This window comes from Salinivibrio sp. PR5, assembly GCF_001996085.1.
In the GTDB taxonomy this organism is placed as follows: domain Bacteria; phylum Pseudomonadota; class Gammaproteobacteria; order Enterobacterales; family Vibrionaceae; genus Salinivibrio; species Salinivibrio proteolyticus.
In genome coordinates this window covers 1-15594 of record NZ_MUFK01000056.1, presented here as the reverse complement: position 1 = coordinate 15594, position 15594 = coordinate 1, and the positions used below count along the sequence as shown (strand labels likewise).

The 15594-nt window shown below is 50.8% G+C and carries 14 protein-coding genes; 4 read left to right on the top strand and 10 right to left on the bottom strand.

Annotation, left to right across the window (positions count from 1 at the left end; all coding sequences use genetic code 11):
- Positions 1 to 279: 279 nt before the first annotated feature.
- On the bottom strand, positions 280 to 1116 hold the full coding sequence (fghA, locus tag BZG82_RS14840; protein ID WP_077766190.1) for an S-formylglutathione hydrolase: 837 nt from the start codon (positions 1114 to 1116) through the stop codon (positions 280 to 282).
- Positions 1117 to 1154: 38 nt separating this feature from the next.
- Positions 1155 to 2303: an S-(hydroxymethyl)glutathione dehydrogenase/class III alcohol dehydrogenase gene (locus tag BZG82_RS14835; RefSeq protein WP_069587906.1), complete on the bottom strand. Its 1149-nt coding sequence runs from the start codon at positions 2301 to 2303 to the stop codon at positions 1155 to 1157.
- Between the two features lie 146 nt (positions 2304 to 2449).
- Here BZG82_RS14835 and BZG82_RS14830 point away from each other — a divergent pair, with 146 nt between their 5' ends.
- Positions 2450 to 3343, top strand: coding sequence for a LysR family transcriptional regulator (locus tag BZG82_RS14830; protein ID WP_077766189.1), 894 nt, complete (start codon positions 2450 to 2452; stop codon positions 3341 to 3343).
- 76 nt (positions 3344 to 3419) lie between these two features.
- Here the strand turns inward: BZG82_RS14830 and BZG82_RS14825 are convergent, their stop codons facing one another.
- From BZG82_RS14825 to BZG82_RS14810, 4 genes are all read right to left on the bottom strand, one after another.
- Positions 3420 to 5024 (bottom strand): methyl-accepting chemotaxis protein, encoded by a 1605-nt coding sequence (locus BZG82_RS14825; RefSeq protein WP_077766188.1) that lies wholly within the window; start codon positions 5022 to 5024, stop codon positions 3420 to 3422.
- Positions 5025 to 5286: 262 nt separating this feature from the next.
- Positions 5287 to 6324 (bottom strand): DUF2955 domain-containing protein, encoded by a 1038-nt coding sequence (locus BZG82_RS14820; protein WP_077766187.1) that lies wholly within the window; start codon positions 6322 to 6324, stop codon positions 5287 to 5289.
- A gap of 11 nt (positions 6325 to 6335) precedes the next feature.
- A complete protein-coding gene (locus BZG82_RS14815; protein WP_077766186.1) occupies positions 6336 to 7394 on the bottom strand; it encodes an HlyD family secretion protein in 1059 nt (352 codons plus the stop codon).
- Positions 7395 to 7427: 33 nt separating this feature from the next.
- Entirely contained in the window at positions 7428 to 7889 is a 462-nt protein-coding gene (locus tag BZG82_RS14810) for a MarR family winged helix-turn-helix transcriptional regulator (RefSeq protein ID WP_077766185.1), read from the bottom strand.
- 204 nt (positions 7890 to 8093) lie between these two features.
- On the opposite strand from BZG82_RS14810, the gene BZG82_RS14805 reads away from it, so the two are divergent.
- Positions 8094 to 9383, top strand: coding sequence for an alpha/beta fold hydrolase (locus BZG82_RS14805; RefSeq protein WP_077766184.1), 1290 nt, complete (start codon positions 8094 to 8096; stop codon positions 9381 to 9383).
- Positions 9384 to 9768: 385 nt separating this feature from the next.
- Positions 9769 to 11160, top strand: coding sequence for a H(+)/Cl(-) exchange transporter ClcA (gene clcA / locus BZG82_RS14800; protein ID WP_069587953.1), 1392 nt, complete (start codon positions 9769 to 9771; stop codon positions 11158 to 11160).
- Here the strand turns inward: clcA and BZG82_RS14795 are convergent, their stop codons facing one another.
- On the bottom strand, positions 11161 to 11793 hold the full coding sequence (locus BZG82_RS14795) for a substrate-binding periplasmic protein (protein ID WP_077766183.1): 633 nt from the start codon (positions 11791 to 11793) through the stop codon (positions 11161 to 11163).
- Between the two features lie 146 nt (positions 11794 to 11939).
- A complete protein-coding gene (locus tag BZG82_RS14790; RefSeq protein ID WP_077766182.1) occupies positions 11940 to 12467 on the bottom strand; it encodes a TetR/AcrR family transcriptional regulator in 528 nt (175 codons plus the stop codon).
- 104 nt (positions 12468 to 12571) lie between these two features.
- Between BZG82_RS14790 and BZG82_RS14785 the strand changes: the two genes are divergently transcribed.
- Entirely contained in the window at positions 12572 to 13093 is a 522-nt protein-coding gene (locus tag BZG82_RS14785; protein WP_077766191.1) for an HPP family protein, read from the top strand.
- Positions 13094 to 13545: 452 nt separating this feature from the next.
- On the opposite strand, the gene BZG82_RS14780 is transcribed toward BZG82_RS14785, so the two are convergent.
- Together BZG82_RS14780 and BZG82_RS14775 are read right to left on the bottom strand one after the other, a co-directional pair.
- The gene (locus BZG82_RS14780; RefSeq protein ID WP_077766181.1) at positions 13546 to 14058 is read right to left on the bottom strand and encodes a DUF2799 domain-containing protein; all 513 of its coding nucleotides are present in this window, start codon (positions 14056 to 14058) and stop codon (positions 13546 to 13548) included.
- A 338-nt stretch (positions 14059 to 14396) separates the two neighbouring features.
- Entirely contained in the window at positions 14397 to 15584 is a 1188-nt protein-coding gene (locus BZG82_RS14775) for an acetate kinase (RefSeq protein ID WP_077663152.1), read from the bottom strand.
- Positions 15585 to 15594: the final 10 nt, after the last annotated feature.

Below are 15594 nucleotides of genomic sequence, written 5' to 3'. Positions count from 1 at the left end.
GTTGTATCGGAGATCATATTGACTTACAGAAACTGTGGCACGCACTGTCTTCGGTATATCTGGCCTTTAGGCTGCTTAACCATCGAGTGTTTCACCACGCTACCGCCGATCAGTTGTCGGCACCTAACACGCCATTTATTGGCTAATTTGTGGATTAGTGTATCAAGCGCTGTGTTGGTTTTCGTGCGCTATTGTCCAAAGTGTTAGCCAAGCCTTGTTTTGTGAAATGGGTACAAAAAAGCGGCCTGGGTGGCCGCTTGGGTCTCGACGATTTGTGCCTTACCGCGCAAAGCGGGTGGCGTGGAAGGCGAGGTGTTCATCAATAAAGGTACTGATGAAAAAGTAGCTGTGGTCGTAGCCGGGTTGCATGCGCAAGGTGAGCGGGGAGCTGTGTTTCTCGGCCGCTTGTTTCAGGGCTTGCGGGTTAAGCTGCTCGGCCAAAAAGCCGTCTTTGTCGCCTTGGTCCACCAGCATCGGCATGGCGGTGGGGCCTTGGGCGAGTAACACGGTGGCGTCGTAGGCTTGCCATGTTTGTTCGTCATCACCTAAATAGGCACTAAAGGCCTGTTTGCCCCACGGGCACTCGGTGGGATGACAAATCGGGCTGAACGCGGAAATGCTGCTGTAGCGTGATGGGTTACGCAAACCAATCACTAACGCGCCGTGGCCGCCCATGCTGTGTCCGGCAATCGCGCGCTGGTTGTTGACCGCAAAGTGCGATTCAATCAGCTCCGGCAGTTCGTGAGCAACGTAGTCGTACATCTGGTAGTGCGACTGCCACGGCGCTTGGGTGGCATTAACATAAAACCCCGCCCCTTGGCCGAGATCGTATTGATTGGCGTCGGCTACGCCCTCGCCGCGCGGGCTGGTGTCTGGCGCCACAATCGCCATGCCCAAGGTGGCGGCTTGTTTAAACGCGCCGGCCTTTTGCATAAAGTTTTCGTCGGTGCAGGTTAGGCCCGAGAGCCAATAAAGCACCGGCACGGGTTGTTTTTTCGCTTTTTCGGGCAAAAAGATCGCAAAGGTCATTTTGCCGTTGGTGGCTTTAGAATCATGCTGCCAACGTTGGTGCCAACCGCCTGCGACTTTGTTTTCGCTTATTTTTTCTAGTTGCATGGTTATTTTACCGCCGCGTTGCCACGGCGGCCGTCCTGTTATTTATCCATGTGGATCACGCTGCGAATGCTTTTGCCTTCGTGCATCAGGTCAAAGGCACGGTTCACTTCATCAAGGCCCATGGTGTAGCTAATAAATTCTTGCAGACCAAACTCACCATCGAGGTAGCGCTCGACAATGCCGGGCAGCTCCGAGCGGCCTTTAACGCCACCAAATGCCGAGCCTTTCCAGACGCGCCCTGTCACCAACTGGAACGGACGGGTCGAGATCTCTTGGCCTGCGCCGGCAACCCCAATGATCACTGACTCGCCCCAGCCTTTGTGGCAGCATTCCAGCGCTTGGCGCATCACATCAACATTGCCGATACATTCGAACGAGTAATCGACGCCACCGTCGGTCATCTCCACAATCACTTGTTGGATTGGCTGATCGTAGTCTTTCGGGTTGATCACATCGGTGGCACCCAACTGCTTGGCAAGGGTGAATTTGCTTTCATTAATATCAATGCCGATGATGCGACTCGCACCAGCCATACGCGCGCCAATCACCGCAGATAGGCCAATACCGCCGAGGCCGAAAATCGCCACCGTATCGCCTTTTTCTACTTTGGCGGTATTCATCACCGCGCCCATGCCAGTGGTCACGCCACAGCCAAGCAAGCAAACTTCTTCGAGCGGCGCGGCTTTGCTCACTTTCGCCAATGAGATTTCTGGCAGTACGGTGTATTCCGAGAAGGTCGAGCAGCCCATGTAGTGGAAAATGGTCTCGCCGTTAATCGAAAAGCGTGAGGTACCGTCTGGCATCAAGCCTTTGCCTTGAGTCTCACGCACTGCGCCACACAGGTTGGTTTTACCCGAGCGGCAGAATTTACACTCACCACATTCGGCGGTGTAAAGCGGGATCACATGGTCGCCCACTTCCACACTGGTCACGCCTTCGCCGACCATTTCGACGATCCCGCCGCCTTCATGGCCGAGAATGGAAGGAAATACCCCTTCAGGATCATCGCCCGATAAGGTGAACGCATCGGTATGGCACACACCAGTTGCGACGATTCTGACCAACACCTCGCCCGGCTTGGGCAGTTCAACGTCAACCTCTTCCATTTTCAGTGGTTGGCCTGGCCCCCACGCGACGGCGGCTTTGGATTTAATGTGGGTTTGTCCCGGCTTGATGGTTAGTGCCATTGCAGAATCCTTTTGAGTTCAAGGGAGTAATTCGTGTCACGCTATACTAGCTAAGTTGCTTTTCGTTATAATCCAGCAAAATTGAAAATTATTATTTCACTAAAGTAATAATGCATTGTCCGATAATATAGACAGGATAGACAGTCATGGCGCCCCATTGGGAAGGATTAAACGAATTTTTAGCGGTGGCTGAGCACGGCAGTTTTACTCAGGCGGCTTATAAGCTCGATACCAATGTGGTGGCGGTAAGCCGACGAGTTGCGGCGCTGGAAGCCCATTTGGGGGTGAAGCTTTTTCATCGTACCACCCGTAAAGTCACACTAACGGATGAAGGCGAGCACTATTATCAGCGCTGCCGTCCGCTGATGGCCGCCTTGCAAGAGGCCGAGCAAACCATTACCCAATCGCAAGCGCTTCCCACCGGATTAGTACGGGTGACGGCGCCAGTGAATTTTGGCGAACAATATATCGCTCCCCTGCTGGCCCCCTTCTTGCGGCAATATCCTCATGTGTCGGTGGACTTGCACCTGACCAATCGTCGAATTGATTTAATTGAAACTGGCACCGATGTGGCGATCCGTATTGGTCATCTCGCGGATTCCAGTTTGAAAGCGAAGCGCTTGGGTTCTCGACGGCTCTCCATTTGTGCCAGCCCAGCGTATTTGGCTGCACACGGCCGGCCGCAGACGCCGAGCGATCTCAATCGCCATGTTTGTTTGGTCGGCTCCAACGAGCACTGGCATTATCAAGCGAGCAATAAAGTCCGCACCCTCACGGTTTCGGGGCGGTTGCGCTGTAATTCTGGCGTGGCGTTACTCGAGGCGGCCAAGCAAGGTATTGGCCTCGCGCAGCTGCCGCATTATTACGTGCAAGAGGCATTAGCCGAGGGGACATTAGAAGAAGTATTGGTAGATTATCGGATAGAAGAAGAAGGTATTTGGGCGCTTTATCCACGCGGACGTCAGCTTCAGCCCAAAGTAGCGGCGTTATTGGCCTATTTAGCCCAACACTTGCCCACTCAACCCGCCCCTGATTTTTAACCGACATTTTGGAACCCGCTAAAAAAATCGCCAGCACAAGGCTGGCGATCGGATCACGGTGTTCAAAAACGGTCGATTAGTCACGTGACGCGCGCAATGACGTGTCCGCTTTGTTAATCGCTGAGACTTTAAACGCGCCCACATAGTGATCGAGGGTGCGTGCGAGCCCTGCTAAATCTTGGCTACTCGCTTCTAGGCTATGGCTATCATCCAACCCGGCTTGCGCCGCTTGGTTAACCGTATCCATGTTGACGTTAATTTCATTGGCTACGCTTGATTGCTCTTCGGTCGCCGTTGCCACATGGGTGTTCATATCCAAGATGGTGCTCACTTGCATCGCGATGCTTTCTAGCGCCGTCAGTGCTTGCTCGGTCGCGCGGTTCCCTTCGCTGGTGAGGGCTTTGCTGGTGTCCATTGCCTCAACCGCGTTTTTCGCTTCTTGCTGAAGCTGATCAATGGTTGATTGAATCTCTTCGGTTGATTGCGACGTTTTGGTCGCCAGACTGCGCACTTCATCCGCCACTACCGCAAAGCCACGTCCGGCTTCGCCAGCGCGTGCCGCTTCAATGGCTGCGTTCAAGGCAAGCAAGTTCGTTTGCTCTGAGATGCCACGGATCACGTCCAAAATGGAGACAATCGACTGGGTGCGATCGGCTAGCGAGGTGATCACGGTCGACATATTGTCCATCTCGGTGTCGAGTTGGTTGATGGTCTGGGTCGCTTCGGTCAAGGTTTGCTTACCGGCTTCGGTTTCGCTGTTGGCTGACGAAGCTGAATCTGCCGCATTCGACGCGCTTTGCGAAATTTCGTTGATGGTGGCGATCATCTCATTCATCGAGGTCACGACCAGCAGCGCTTGCTCGCTTTGTGATTCACCACGTTTTAGCGATTGCGCGGCTTTATCGCGCAGCGACTCGGCTGAACGGCCAAGCTCTTCACCGGTTTCCACCACATGCGCGATGATTTGGTCGATTTTTTCTACGAAGGTGTTAAAAGCCACCGAAATACGGGTGATCTCGTTGTTGCCAGTGACAGGCAAGCGCACAGTCAGGTCACCGTCTCCTTTCGAGATATCCGCCAGCGCGTGCTCAAGGCCTTTAAGCGGCGCGAACAGTCGGCCCAATAGCCATACCAGCACGAGGGTACAGGCAATAAAAATCAAGCCAATCGCGGTCAGCTGCGCAATCGCAATGTCATTGGCCGCGCTATCCACTTCTGTAATTGGGATCCCTACATCAAACGCGCCCCACAGGCGGCCATCGACGTAGATGGGCATCATGATGTCGTACACCCATACATCTTGCACATCAGCGTACCAGCGTGAATGCTGCGGTTGACCTTGGCTAGCCCCCGCCACTGTGTAGCTGTCGGTGTAGACTTTGCCTAGTTTCTGCGTATCACTGTGGGCAATGGCTTTGACGTTTTTATCAATGACGACGGCATAGCTGATGTCACTGCGTACTTTGAGACCGCTGACCATCTCCTGTAAATCGTCGGTTGGCGTTGACGAGTTCGACAGAATGTATTCGGCGCGATCCGCAAGCAGCTCTGCCTGCGCTTTGGAGCGCTTGAGAATGATGTGGTCGATTTCATCGTGTGAGATAAAAGTTGTGGCGGTGATGCTGGCAATTGCCGCCACTGCAAACATGGCACACACCACAATTAAGATGAGTTTTTTCACTACGCTACCTTACTGGCAATGGGAGGGGCGGAAACCGTCAACGTCGGCGTGCAATAAGCCGGTAGCCTAATTCGGCCAAAAGGGGTGAGAGACGGCTGACTTCCTCTCTGTACATGGATGTCAGCGCAAATAATAGCGACAGCGTAACTGATAAACAAGTTACGCCTCGCAAAAGTCAAATAATCATGCGCGGTTACGCACAAAATCACATTGCTAATATTGACGATGAAAGACCATACTATTTGCCAATTTTCCTGACATTTTAGGCGGTCCCAAATCGCGTGGCAGGAAAGTAATTAAGCAGTTTGTGGAGCGCAAAACACAGCATTAAGGTGATCACTATCGCCACAATATTGCTGCTCACGCGGTAAAGCGCATCATACATAAAATCTTGGCTGGGACTTAAGTATTGCCCAAACAGGATCCCCAAGGTGGCCATCGCGCCAAATCCGACCCCTGATCCACTGGCTTCTTTCACATGAGCTTTGGCGAATAAAAGCGTCCCTATCCACAAAAGCGGCGCGACCAAGATCAACACCCCAAACCAGTCATACAGTATTGCTTGGCATGCTACCCCATACGCGACGCCAAGCACCGTGCCTACCGCGCGTTTTCGCGCATAACTTAAGGTACCATTCCAGTGCATGGGAAACAGCAATAACACAGTCGTGGCCTGCGCTGAAATGGAGTCGCGCAAATCAAACAGCTGAAAGACCACAAAGGAAATGGTCGCTAACGATGCTCCCATTAATGCCTCGTGGCGCATACGGTGAGTCTGCTTGCCTCCCGCGGGCATGGCAGGCGGCTGACGCTCAGTCACATCCGGGATCAACCATGTTACTAAGTAGGCGATCAATACCGAGAGGATATTAGCCCCTAAGTTACCAAAAACGAGCGTGTTAAGCGGCAAGTCTGGATAACTGGCAAAGTGCAACATAATGCTCAGGCTCAACACACTATTGGCACCAAACAGAAAAAAGCGTCCTTTAGACATGCACGCAAATTTATAGATAAACAACACAAAGACGAGCGGTGTCATCAGCCCTGGATGCGCCCCCAATAAGCCTCCGAGCACACCCACTTCTAAACCACTGATCACCGCTGAGGCAAGCAATTGGCGCGCCGCGCGACCGTTCATCACCGGGACTAAGCCCAGCAGCAGCATGGGGGTAACGGTAAAAAACACCCCAAAGCTACAATCAAAAAACTTGCATACCGTAAAGCCTATTGTGGCGCCGGTGGCAATCCGCAAACACTGGCGCACATCGTTATCACTTAAGGGGTGATGCCATAAAGCCATCGCTCACCTCCCTAGTAGATGTAGTGCAGCAGGCTTAAAAAGCCGACTTGGGCACTGGCGAATACTTCTCCAACCCAGCTGTCTGGCATAAGTTGCACCGTGGCACGGGCACCGGTCGGTAGCGCATGAGAGGGCCATTCATCGAGTTGAATGTGCAAACGCATCCGCTGCGCATCACGCACCCAACGGTTGGAATTAGACGGTGACGCCAGTTGTCCGTTGGCATCGATCTGTCCAGCACTGACGCCCGCATCCACGCTACTCACGTGTCCCGCGTAAAGCTTGCCCGGCTCACTATCAAACGCCACCTTCACCGGCGTGCCGGTGTGCACATCGCGGACACTTTTTTCACGAAAATCGGCAATCACATCGGTGCGGTCAGACACCAAGGCCATCAATGGCTGACCAGCGCTGGCATAGGCTCCCACGTCCAATTGCAGGTTGGTAACGACGCCGTCATGGCTGGCTTTTACTGTGGTGTAGGATTGATTTAATTGTGCTTTCTTTAGTTTGCTCAATGCCACTTGTTCAGCAATGTTGCTGGCACCGTCACCACCTCGTTGAATTTGCAGCGCACTGACACGCGCTTTGGCCGCTTCCCAATTGGCTCGAGCAGTATTGGCCGCACTGATTGCATCATCACGCTGCTGCTGAGAGACGCCATTTTTAGCGAATAAGGCTTTTATGCGTTTCGCTTCACGCACTTTTTGCGCCATCACCGACGCCAAGGCCGAAACATCTTGCCGTGCCGCCATCAATGACGCATCTAACTGAGTATTGGTTTGTCTGGCTTGAGCTAAGGCGAGTTTGGCTTGGTCGACCGCAATCCGATACGGGGTATCATCAATTTGGAACAACACATCCCCTTGATGCACGCCTTGGTTATTTTCTACTGCCAAGGCACTGACCGGCCCGCTCACCTGTGGAGCGACTTTGGTCACAGTGCGTGTCACCATGGCATGAGGCGTTAGTGGCATCACGTTATCTGCCAGCAAAAAATAGCCAAAGAGCAACACAAAACTGAGAGCAGCTACTTTTACCCAACGCGCAAATTTTTCATCTGGTGTCATTCGTACTTCTTACCTCTGTTATTGTTCTATGCCTTAGTCATCTTTTGTGGTGGCGGTATAGTCCATCGCATTTTGATTGATGGTGACCAACACCCGCTCTAAGGCGTCAAAATCTTCGGCGGCAATGCCTGCGAGCAGATGCTTACGTACCCGCAACACCCGTGCTTCAATACGGGTCATCAATTCACACCCGCTGTCAGTGACGTGTACCGTTCGGGTGCGCTTGTCTTCTGGCGAGCAGCGCCGTGTGATCAGCCCCTGCGTTTCAAGGTGCTTTAAGGTCCGCATCAACGAGCCCAGCTCAATTTCGAGCGCCTGCGCCAGTTCACTTTGACTGATGCCGTCTCCCAACCGACGCAGCATCCACAGCGCACTCCAGCGCGGATAACTTAGCCCCAATGGCGCCAGTTCAGAATCGGCAACACGGCGCCACAATCGCGCCGTGCGTCCTAAATGTTCAGCAATCGACATGTGTTCAGGATGTGACGATGTCATGCGCTTTTTCCCTCAACCGTGAAATTACTTAGCCTGCTAAGTAATAAGTAGCAGCCACTATAAAATAGTTAGCAGGCTAAGTAAATATAAAAGTGATTTGTGTCACATAACTATGGCGGATTGCTGGCGCGATAGCCGCTCGCCGCCGTTGGTCAACTCTGGTAATCTAGTGCGCGTCATCGTTTTGTTTGTAAAGGAATTACCATGCAAGATCTCTGGGATCGCCATATTCGTTATCGCAGCCATCGCATTGATGTGCCACTGGATCATCATGACGCCCCCAGCCCATCGATTTCGGTTTTCGCCCGCGAAGTGGTTGATACGCGCAAAAATGAACAAGATTTACCGTGGTTAGTGTATTTTCAAGGCGGGCCTGGGTTTGAGTCACCGCGTCCGAATGGAGCAAGCGGCTGGCTAAAACGTGCCTTAGACGATTACCGCGTGTTGTTGCTCGACCAACGCGGCACGGGCTTAAGCTCGCCGGTAAATCACCAAACGCTTGCCCACCTCACGCCTGCCGAGCAAGCGGCGTATCTGAGTCATTTTCGGGCTGACAGCATCGTGAAAGACGCCGAGTGTTTACGCGAGGCGTTAGGCATCAAGCAATGGGCGATCCTCGGACAAAGCTTTGGTGGGTTCTGTGCCCTCACCTATTTGTCGTTCTTTCCACAATCGCTATCACGCGCGTTTGTCACCGGCGGTATCCCGCCGCTCGAGGGGCACGCCGATGCGGTGTATCAAAAAACCTATCAGCGTGTGGAAGACAAAAACCAGCAGTTTTTTGCCCAATTCCCCGATGCACAAGCCCGCTGTCACGAGATTGCCCAGTATTTGCAAAACAATACGGTGACGCTGCCTAACGGTCAGCCGTTTACCGTTGAGCAATTTCAAACGCTGGGACTGAATCTCGGTCGCGGCCATGCCGGGCTACCGCTGTATTACCTACTGGAGCGAGCCTTTATCGAGGTGAATGGTGAGCGTGCCTTAAGCTACCCGTTCTTAAATGCGATGCAGGCTGACCAAGGGTATTTAACCAACCCGTTTTACGCTATTTTGCATGAATCAATTTACTGCCAGCAGCAGGCGTCACAGTGGTCAGCCCATCGAGTGCGCGATCAATTCCCGCAATTCCACTATCAGCCCGATCAGCCGTTCCGGTTTACCGGCGAAATGGTTTACCCGTGGATGTTTGATCAACTGGCTACCCTTAAACCGCTCAAAGACGCCGCCATGTTGCTGGCGGAAAAGAGCGATTGGCCGGCGCTTTATGATCTCGACGTACTCAAGCGCAATACGGTGCCGCTCGCCTGTGCCACCTATGTGGATGATATGTTTGTTGAGTTCGATTATTCCCGCCAAACCTTGGCGCAGATTGCCAACAGCCAAGCGTGGATGACTAACGAGTACGAGCACAATGGCATTGGCGTCGATGGTGAACGTATTTTGGATCGCTTAATAAACATCGGCGATAGCCTCGCCGCTCGCCAAGGCTAGTGACTCTCCGCTGCGTATCGCTCCAACAGTGTGCTGTCGCAGCGGAAATTTTCACCACTGCAAACTGTGATCTAATTCAAATCAAAAAATCCATGCTCAACACGTGTTACGCTCTTTGTCAGTACCGATTGAACTCGGGAAAATGCGATAAAAATCACCCGCTCGCCTTCAAGGCAGCCTGACTGATCAGCGTAGACTACGCCCCCACCAGCCCAGACTAGCCAAGTAGGCACACTGGCTAACGATGCTTGCATGTTATGCTAATTGGCGTAGTATTATTGCGTTTCCTCGGGTTACAGGACGTATCCCAGCACGGTGTAGGCTCAGGAGCATGAGACCCTCACTTCATCGTCGTTTTTTCTTCTTAACCTTTGCGTTCACATTGATGAAAATTGTAAGTAAATCAAGCAAGAAAAGGGCAGTATTTTATAAATCTAGCGTTTTTTTTGATAAGCTGTGGTCACGCGATAAAACGCCCGTTTCCGTCTTATTGTTAGCGGTTGTTATTGGCCTGCTCGCGGGTATTGTGGTCACCTTCTTTGAACTCGCGATTCACTCTCTTTCTCAAACACGTACCGAGTGGCTCGATAGCAATATCACCTCAATGATTCCATTGGGATTACTCGCCTTTCTGATCAGTGCGGGCCTTGCCTTAATTGGCTATTGGCTGGTGCACAGATTTGCGCCTGAAGCGGCGGGTTCGGGTATTCCTGAAGTAGAAGGCGCCATGGAAGGTATTCGTCCCACACGATGGTGGCGGGTAATCCCAGTGAAATTTTTTGGTGGTTTGGGGGCGCTAGGCTCAGGGATGATTTTGGGCCGAGAAGGGCCGAGTGTCCAAATCGGTGCCAATATCGGCCGAATGGTGACCGACACCTTCCGCATCCACGACCGTAACACCAATCAAACCCTACTCGCATCAGGTGCCGCCGCAGGCTTAGCCGCCGCGTTTAATGCCCCACTTGCAGCGATCATGTTTGTGGTTGAAGAAATGCGGCCGCAGTTTCGTTATACCCTCATTTCCATCAAAGCGGTGATCATTGCGGCAATCATTGCTGATATTGTGTTTCGCTATATCAATGGCCAAGATGCTGTCATTGTGTTGCCCCAATATGAGACACCGCCACTGATTTCATTGTGGTTCTTCTTAGCGTTGGGGTGCTGTTTTGGTGTGTTTGGAGTGATTTTTAATTTCCTAATCATGCGCTTTCAAGATTACTTTCAACGTTTGTATCAAAACAGCCAAAAGCGCGTGTTGATTGTGGGTTCGACCTTGGGGGGCGTGTTCGGTTTACTATTGGTGTACGCGCCTGAACTCACGCACGGCGGCATTAACCTTGTCCCTGATTTTGTTACGCTTAACTATTCAATTAGTGCACTGCTGTTTATTTTTATGGCACGCACGCTGCTGACAGTCATCTGCTTTGGTTCCGGCGCACCGGGCGGCATTTTCGCTCCCATGCTTGCCCTTGGCACCTTGCTGGGAACCGTCTTCGGTTTGATGATTGCAAATCTCTACCCTGACATGGGCATTGAACCGGGCATGTTTGCGATTGCGGGAATGGGCGCTCTGTTCGCCGCCACCGTGCGCGCGCCGATTACGGGTATTTTGTTGGTGATTGAGATGACCAACAACTACTACCTAATCTTACCGCTGATTATCACCACGCTGGGTGCCACACTGTTTGCGCAATTGCTGGGTGGCCAACCGATTTATACCGAGCTGTTACGCCGAAAAGTACGGCAGCAAAAGTTGCAGGTTGAGCAGCAGCCATAATCATAATCCATGTTTGGCAAGGATAGCGGCAGTCGTGCCGTTATCTCTCATGTCTCTTAATACCGTATTAAGTGGTGCGATTAGTCGCTGATGACGTTGATGCAAGACGAGAAAAACCTCGAAAGTCTCAACCGGTTTTTCTCCTATTCGTACGTCAGTAAATTGCTCTTTCTCGATAATACTTCGAATGCCGCCGTAGCCTATCATCGCTTGAACTCGCTGACTATTAACCATATTCAGTGCATCGCGTTCTGTTCTAGCGCGAATAAGCTGCCATTGATAGCGTTTTGCGATTTCTAAATTAACCTGATCACCAATAACTCCCACGACATATTGGTAATCTTCTGGCTTTAAAACATGTGTGTGTCCAAATAGATAATAATTAATCGACATGAGTGGCTCTTCTGGATACAGCACTTCGGGAATATCTTGATAGACAAGTCGTGTCCGGCCAAAGTCCGCATCGATAATCCCTTTGGCTAGGGCGTTTTCGGACCGTGCTAGTGGCATTTCCATCCATGTCAATACAATACGCTCATCAATGGCAGTGAATGCATGCTCTACAATCGCTTTAGTCGCCAAAGAAACAGAGTCACTGGCATCACGATAAGCAATCGTTAGTGTATTTGCCATGACACACAACGGTAACCAACAAACGACAAATATCCATCCGTTTTTCACATTACCACTCCAAGAGTCCACACCCCTTTAGAGATTAGAAGAGCTCCGGCGTATCGTCTATGCGCTTGTTAGTGACGTTGTCACTTTTAGATTTGTTCCTAGGGTCTTATTAAGCTTCGTAACATGGCAAGACATAACTCACGGTCGGGGAGTACATCAAATTCAGCCCTTACGATTAGCCCTTCCAACAGCGTCATCACCGCATCAGCAGTGGCCTTTGAGCCAACAACCTGTTCAATTAAGCCGTAAATTTTGTCTTTGTGCGCTTTAGCAATCTCTACAATTTGGCTGTCTGTATTGCTCTTAAATTCGCCAATTGCGTGCATAAACATACAGCCTTTAAAGTCGTCTTGTTTAAACCACGCCAGATGCCAATCGAGGAGCGCCGCCAATTGGGCGTCTTTATCCTGATGCGCATCAATAGCCTGCTGTAGTCCCTGCTCAAATCTTGTATGACGCGCTTGCAGCACAGCCTCAATCAAGGCCGATTTAGCGCCAAAGTGACGGTACATCGATGTCTTTGAGACCGCGGCTTCATCACGGATTTTGTCGACGCCCACCGCGGTGTAACCAAACTGATTAAATAAAGACTCGGCTACCGCCAAGATGTGATCGCGCTTACTCATGATGCTCTCCAAAAAAAAGACTTGCCATGAAGTGTACCGATCTGTACTCTTTAAAACAACGTGTACAGATCGGTACACATCACTCAACCATTGAAGGAACGACCATGAAACGACTAAAAGGTGGCGGTGCGTTACCGCCTAAACCAACTTGGATTCAACTGACAAAAGGCTTGCTGGGTGGATTTTTTGGTATTCTTACCTTAACCGTGCTGAACCAAACCACTGGCGTGCCATGGCTGATGGCTCCCTTTGGCGCAACCTGTGTGATTTTATTTGCAGCCCCTCACTCGCCGCTCGCGCAACCAAGAAATGTGATTGTAGGTCACTTACTGACCGCCAGTGTGGGGTTGGCAATGCTATATGGCGTGGGAAATGAAAGCTGGATGATCGCACTAGCAGTTGGCCTTGCGATTATGCTGATGCAAGCCTGCCGTGCCGTCCATCCACCAGCTGGAGCAAATCCACTGGTAATCATGCTAGCAGGGACTCAAGTGGTAGGCATCGATTATTTGTTTACGCCCGTGCTCGCAGGCAGTGTCGCATTGGTAACCATTGCGGCGGTGATCAATAACCTCGGTGAACCGCACCATTGGCCTGTGTATTGGCATGGGATCAAGCGAGGCTAATCAAGAGCCTTTGTAATTTCAATCAGTCAGAACTTAGTAAAACAGGCGCGGTCAGATCGCGCCTGTTTTTTGGTCAGCCCCGTATCATCCCGCAAACACTAACCAAGCGCCAATGACAAAGGCACCGCCGAGCACTAGAGTTTCTAAAAAATAACTGCTTATGACGTTATACAGTTTCATACCTAACCAACCTTTTTTGCGGCTAGATTAACAACATAAAACTGAACATAAGCTGTCTCGTTGATTAAGCATAAAAAACGAGCTTTGGTCAAATCTGGTGTATGGCATCCAAAGCTGTGTCCTGTTGAACTCCCTCAGGCTCGCGAACATTGACTCGATCGGGTTCGTTTCTCACGTTGAGTAGCCATATGTTCATTAGATACCTTCGTCTCTTTCTATGACCCTAGTACTGAACTAGGGTCATAGATTTTAGCAAACTCAACGCAGCAGTTTTAGAAACTAAAATTAAAATTAATGGCTGGTGTGAGCAATTGTGAACGCTCATTTTCTAATCTTTTTCTCTTTTCTTTTAATTGCTTAGCATTTTTTTTATCAGAATTATTGGCGAGTTGATTGTCGATAAACGAGATTTCGGTATCGATTTTTTGGATACGCTGTTGCCGTTGATATTCCTGACGACCCAGTTGGTAATTTTCAAGAAATTGCTTGCTGCTGCATACACCATAATAGTCTCTGCCCTCTCTTCCTACTGTGTAACCATTGTCCGGAGAGCAATAGATGATAGTACCGTCATCAAAGCCCTCTATCCACTGCGCTAGATTTGGAGTCACCCCAGATTTTTTACAATCTTCTGTATAGCTATGAATAATGCCTGGCGCGTTGCCGTTTAAGCCATTCTGGTAGCCGACATTGTACCAGTCTGCGGTTTTGCATTCTTCGGGAGACATGCTGGTACAGCCAGAGAGCAAAGTGGTTAACGTAAAAGTGAGTAGTGCTCTTTTCATCCATTATTGTCCTTTTAACTGATTCCAACCAAAGAGTGAAAAATGAACACCGTTCATATCAATTGGTGAAATCATTGAATTCGCAAAGGCGATTAGTCATCAGTACTTTTGATTAGTTCCATTGTCTGAATGGATGTATGTCCAAAAGCGTTTCACGTACACTTATTCACAGAGCTGTTGCCGACTGATGGACACAAAATGAATTGCAGAAGTCAATAGCGCTAGTAATGGGTAAGCCGTCGTGCGCTGCTCAGCGATGGTCTATTCAACATATATAACCAAAAAGCGAGCCTTGAGGCTCGCTTGATATCCGTGGAGGTGCGGAGGAGATGCGACAGTTAGGCCATTGCCATGGCTTGTTGTGCGATCACTAACTCTTCGTTGGTTGGGATCACCAATGCAAGCGGTGACGTTTGAGTGGTGATTTGCCCTGCGGCACCAAAACGCGCGGCGGCGTTGGCATCGGCATCCGCTTGATAGCCGAAAATGGCTAACTCTTTGAGGATCATTTCACGGACTGGCAGTGAGTTTTCGCCAATTCCGCCTGTGAAAACAATCGCATCCAGGCGGGATAACGGCACCATGTAACTTGCGATGAATTTTGCAACGCGATAAGCGAACATTTCTAGCGCCAATTGAGCGCCTTTATGGCCTTGCTCTGCCGCCTCGACCAAGCCTCGGCAATCGTTCGTTAATTCCGAAACACCGAGTAAACCGGCTTTATCGATCAGCTCATGGTGGATTTGATCCATGCTGAGCCCTTTTTTCGACAAAAACTCTAGAATAGATGGGTCAATATCACCACAGCGTGTGCCCATCATCAAACCGGCTAAAGGCGTAAAGCCCATGCTGGTATCGACACTTTGACCGTCTTTGACCGCACACAAAGAGGCACCGTTACCAAGGTGTACGGTGATTACGTTGGTTTGTTCAGGCGCTTGGTTAAGCCATTTAGCCGCTTCACGGCTTACATAATAATGGCTGGTGCCGTGGAAACCGTAGCGGCGAATACCGTAATCGTTGTAGAGCTGACGCGAGATCGCGTAATGGTACGCTTTTTCTGGCATGGTTTGATGGAATGCCGTATCGAAAACCGCCACTTGCGGCAAGCTTGGGAAGGCTTTGCGCGCCGCTTTAATGCCCACCACATGTGCTGGATTATGCAGTGGCGCCAGGGCTTTTAGCGCATCGATTTGCGCCAGTACGGCATCATCAATCAGGGTGGCTTGGCTGAAGGTTTCACCGCCATGTACCACACGGTGGCCAACGGCCTGCAGTTTGTCACTTAATTGGTTGCTTTCGATAAGGCCCACAATGATGTCCATGGCCTCTTGGTGGTGGTTGCTTCCTGCACTTAAGGTTTTCTCGGTTTTTTCACCGTCGACTTTCCAGCTCATCCGCGCGTCATCGCGCCCAAAGCATTCTCCAGCGCCGGAAATCACAGCATCGCCAGTTTGCGCATCCATCAGGGCAAATTTTAACGACGAGCTACCTGAATTAATAACGAGTACCAGTGCATCACTCATAGGGTTACCT